Source organism: Luteibacter sp. P4_E6 (assembly GCF_056401535.1).
The window spans coordinates 1-3895 of the sequence record NZ_JBFUJE010000373.1 but is presented as its reverse complement, the minus strand read 5'-3'; the positions used below and the strand labels follow the sequence as shown (position 1 = coordinate 3895).

Below are 3895 nucleotides of genomic sequence, written 5' to 3'. Positions count from 1 at the left end.
ACGCCGCACTGGTCGCAGCGGACATAGATGCCGTCGGACCGGGTGATCGTGGCGGCCGAAACGGGGGCGACTGCCGCGGTGGCGAGCAGGGCGGCCATCGGGATGCCGAGGACGGTCTTGAAATTCATGGTGGTCTCCTTTCGGGCGGCTGGCAGGGTTAGCCGCATGGGGAACAGTCTAAGCATGTCGGCTGAACGACGATGGAGCGATTCTGGCTTCACGCATTCCGTGGATACTAGGCGGATGAGTACAGCCATCCTCTGGTTCCGCCGCGACCTGCGTCTTGCAGATAATCCCGCCCTTCATGCCGCCGTGGCTGCCCACGAAAAGGTGGTGCCGCTCTACGTCCACGCCCCCGACGAGGAGGGCGAATGGGCGCCCGGCGCCGCCAGCCGCTGGTGGCTGCATCACTCGCTCGACGCGCTCGACACCTCCCTGGGCCGGCATAAAGGCAGCCTGCAGATCCTGCAGGGCTCCAGCCTTGACGCCTTGCGGGCCGCTATCGACGCGACCGGCGCGACAGCCGTCTACTTCAATCGCCTCTACGAACCGAAAGCGATCGCACGCGACAAGGCGGTGCGGCGCGCACTGGAAAGCGACGGCATCGAGGTCGCCTCGTTCAACGCCGCGCTCTGGTGTGAGCCCTGGGACATCGCCACCCAGCAGAACGAGCCCTACCGGGTGTTCACCCCGTTCTGGCGCAACCTGCGCACGCGCATCGATGCGGTCGGCCCGGTCGAAGAACCGTCGTCCCTGCACCTGGCAAAATTGCCGAAAACGTCGTCGCTCGACGCACTGGGCCTGCTGCCGACGCTTGACTGGGCGAGCGGCTTCGCCGAATGGACGCCGGGCGAGCAGGGCGCGCAGGAGATGCTCGACCTCTTCGCCGACGATGCCGTCGGCCACTACGTGGAAGGTCGCGACATACCGGCCAGACACGGCACCTCGCGTCTCTCGCCACACCTGCATTTCGGCGAGATCTCGCCGCTTCAGGTGGCGGAGGGCCTGCGTGAGCGCGTCAAGAAACGAAAGAACGGCGCCGACATCGAGCCTTACCTGCGTCAGCTCGGCTGGCGCGAGTTCGGTCACCATCTGCTGTATCACTTTCCGAAAACGCCGAAGGAAAACTTCAATCCGAAGTTCAACGCTTTCCGTTGGGAAAAGCGCGACGCGCATGCGCTCAAGCGCTGGAAAGAAGGCAAGACCGGGATCCCCCTCGTCGACGCCGGCATGCGCGAGTTATGGGCTACGGGCTGGATGCACAACCGCGTGCGCATGCTGGTGGCGAGCCTGCTGACGAAGAATCTTCGTCAGCACTGGCTGCTCGGCGAGAAATGGTTCTGGGACACGCTGGTCGATGCCGACCTGGCCAACAACGCGATGGGCTGGCAGTGGGTGGCCGGCAGTGGTGCGGACGCCGCACCGTATTTCCGCATCTTCAATCCGGTGACACAGTCGGAGAAATTCGACCCCGACGGCACGTATATCCGTCGGTGGGTACCGGAGCTCGCGCATGCAAAAGGTCGCCTCGTCCACGCGCCATGGGAAGACGAGGCCTTCCTGAAACAGTCGGGCTACCCGCGACCGCTGGTCGATCTCAAGCGCAGCCGGGATGAGGCGCTTACGGCGTACCAGTCGGTGCGGAGCGGTCCTTCAGCAGCAGGGCAAGCACCGGCGGAGTGACCATGGCCGTGAGCAGGGACATCGCGACGATGACGGCGTAGATCGTTTCGTCGAAGACACCGGCCGCGAGCCCCAGTGACGCGATGACGACGCCTACCTCGCCGCGCGGCACCATGCCGAAGCCGACGATCAGCGCGCCGCGTCGACCCAACGACATCGAGCCGAGGTAACCGCCGGCCAGCTTGGAGACGATGGCGATGACGGTGACCACGGCGAGCATGCCCAGCGCACTCGCGCTGGCCAGCGCCGAAAGGTTCACCTTGGCGCCGGTGACCACGAAGAAGAAGGGTGTGAGGAAGGCCAGCAAGGGTGCCGTCTGCTCCTCGAGCTGGTGTCGCTGGCTGGTCTCGGAGGCGATCATGCCGGCGAGGAAGGCGCCGATGATCGCGGCCAGGTGGAACTTCATCGACAGGAACGCGAGACCCAGGCACAGGGCCAGTACGATCGCCAGCGGCGACATCGGGTTGCTCGGCTTGTCCAGCCAGCCGGAACCGCGGCGCATGACCCGCGTGCCGCCCCAGCCGATCACGGCGACGAAGCCGATGGCACCGAGCAGTGTCCCGACCAGGCCGCCGATATCGACATCGCCACCGCCTTGCAGTGACGACACGATGCCGAGCAGGAGCATGGCCAGGATGTCGTCGATCACGGCGGCGCCCAGGATGATCCGCGCTTCACGGCGTTGCAGCACACCCAGTTGCTGCAGCACGCGCGCGGTGATGCCGGCCGAGGTGGCGACGAAGGCGGCGGCGACGAACATCGAGCGGATCCAGTCGAAGCCGGAGCCATGCGCCCACACGGCGCCACACGCGAAGGGGATGATCACGCCGAGCACGCCGACCATGAAGGCACTCGCACCGACCTTCTTCAGATCGTCGAGCCGCGTTTCCAGGCCGACTGAGAAAAGGAGCAGGATGACGCCGATTTCCGCGAGGACATCCAGCGGGGTGCCGGTGGCGATATCCGGCACGCTGATCCAGCCAAGCGCCGAGGGACCGATCACGCAACCGGCGGCGATTTCGCCCACCACGGCCGGCAGACGCAGGCGTTGCGCAATCTCGCCGCCGATCTGCGCGGCGACGAAGATGATGAAAAGGGTCAGCAGGATGCCTGCGGAATCGTGCATGGGGTCACTCCTTGTCGTTCCCGAGGGTACCCTTTATGCCGTGGCGTCGGTGACCGTGGCAACCCGCGTGTCGCGTAGGCGGCTGAAAACCCAGCTCGCGGCGAGAGTGATCATGCCCAGCACGATCACCGACCAGCGGAAGGCCGATACATAACCCTGGGCGTCATGGGAACCGAGGAAGCCACCCATCAGCAGCGAGGCCAACGCGATGCCGAAGCTCATCGACAGGTATTGCGCCGTTGATGCCATGGAAGAGGCCATGGCCGCGTGGCGGACATCCAGGTCCACGTACGCCAGCGTGTTCATCGAGGTGTACTGCAGCGACATGAAGGCGCCATAGACGTAGACGAAGCTGGCGATGATCCACATCGGCGTTTCCGGCGTGAGCAGCGCGAACGAGCACAGCACGATAGAGACCGCGATGGTGTTGCCGAGCAATAGCCTGCGATAGCCGAAGTGCGTGAGCAGCCGGTGGATGAAGGGCTTGACCGAGATCGAGCCGATCGCCTGTGGCACCATCATCAGGCCGGCGTGCAGCGGCGACCAGCCGCAGCCGATCTGCAGGAACAGCACCAGCAGCAGGTACATGCCGGACACGCCAAGCCGCGTGAACAGGTTGCCGGCGAGCGACACCCACACGCTGCGCACCTTGAGCAGGGAGAGGTCGCTCACCGGGTGCGCCGTGCGACGGCTGTGGCGCACATACAGCGCACCGAAGGCCACCGCGGCGAGGGCATAGCCGGCGATGCTCAGCCAGTGGCCCGACGTACCCACGGTCTCCGCGGCCATCAGGAACAAGGCCGATGACCCCGCAAAGAGCAGGAAGCCGGTGGTGTCGAAGCGGTTGGCCTGTTCCACGCGGTATTCGGGCATTTCGGTGCGATTGAGCAGCAGGCCGACGATGCCCACCGGCACGTTGATCAGGAAGATCAGCCGCCAGTTGGTGAATTCCACCAGCGCGCCACCGAGCAGGGGGCCGAACACGGAGCCAAGCAGCCCGAAGGTGGCCACCGTGGTCATGGCGCTGACGAATTCGCGCCGGTCGATGCTGCGCACCAGCACGTAGCGGCCCACGGGCATCAGGGC

3 protein-coding genes are annotated in these 3895 nt (G+C 65.5%); 1 reads left to right on the top strand and 2 read right to left on the bottom strand.

Going from position 1 to position 3895, the window contains the following annotated elements; translation table 11 throughout:
- Positions 1 to 243: 243 nt before the first annotated feature.
- A complete protein-coding gene (locus AC1DT2_RS17440; protein ID WP_477297718.1) occupies positions 244 to 1683 on the top strand; it encodes a cryptochrome/photolyase family protein in 1440 nt (479 codons plus the stop codon).
- On the opposite strand, the gene AC1DT2_RS17435 is transcribed toward AC1DT2_RS17440, so the two are convergent.
- Positions 1622 to 2809: a cation:proton antiporter gene (locus AC1DT2_RS17435; RefSeq protein ID WP_477297717.1), complete on the bottom strand. Its 1188-nt coding sequence runs from the start codon at positions 2807 to 2809 to the stop codon at positions 1622 to 1624. The two genes, AC1DT2_RS17440 and AC1DT2_RS17435, sit on opposite strands and share 62 nt — an antisense overlap.
- A 33-nt stretch (positions 2810 to 2842) precedes the next feature.
- On the bottom strand, positions 2843 to 3895 hold a 1053-nt coding region (locus tag AC1DT2_RS17430; protein ID WP_477297715.1), incomplete at its 5' end, for an MFS transporter.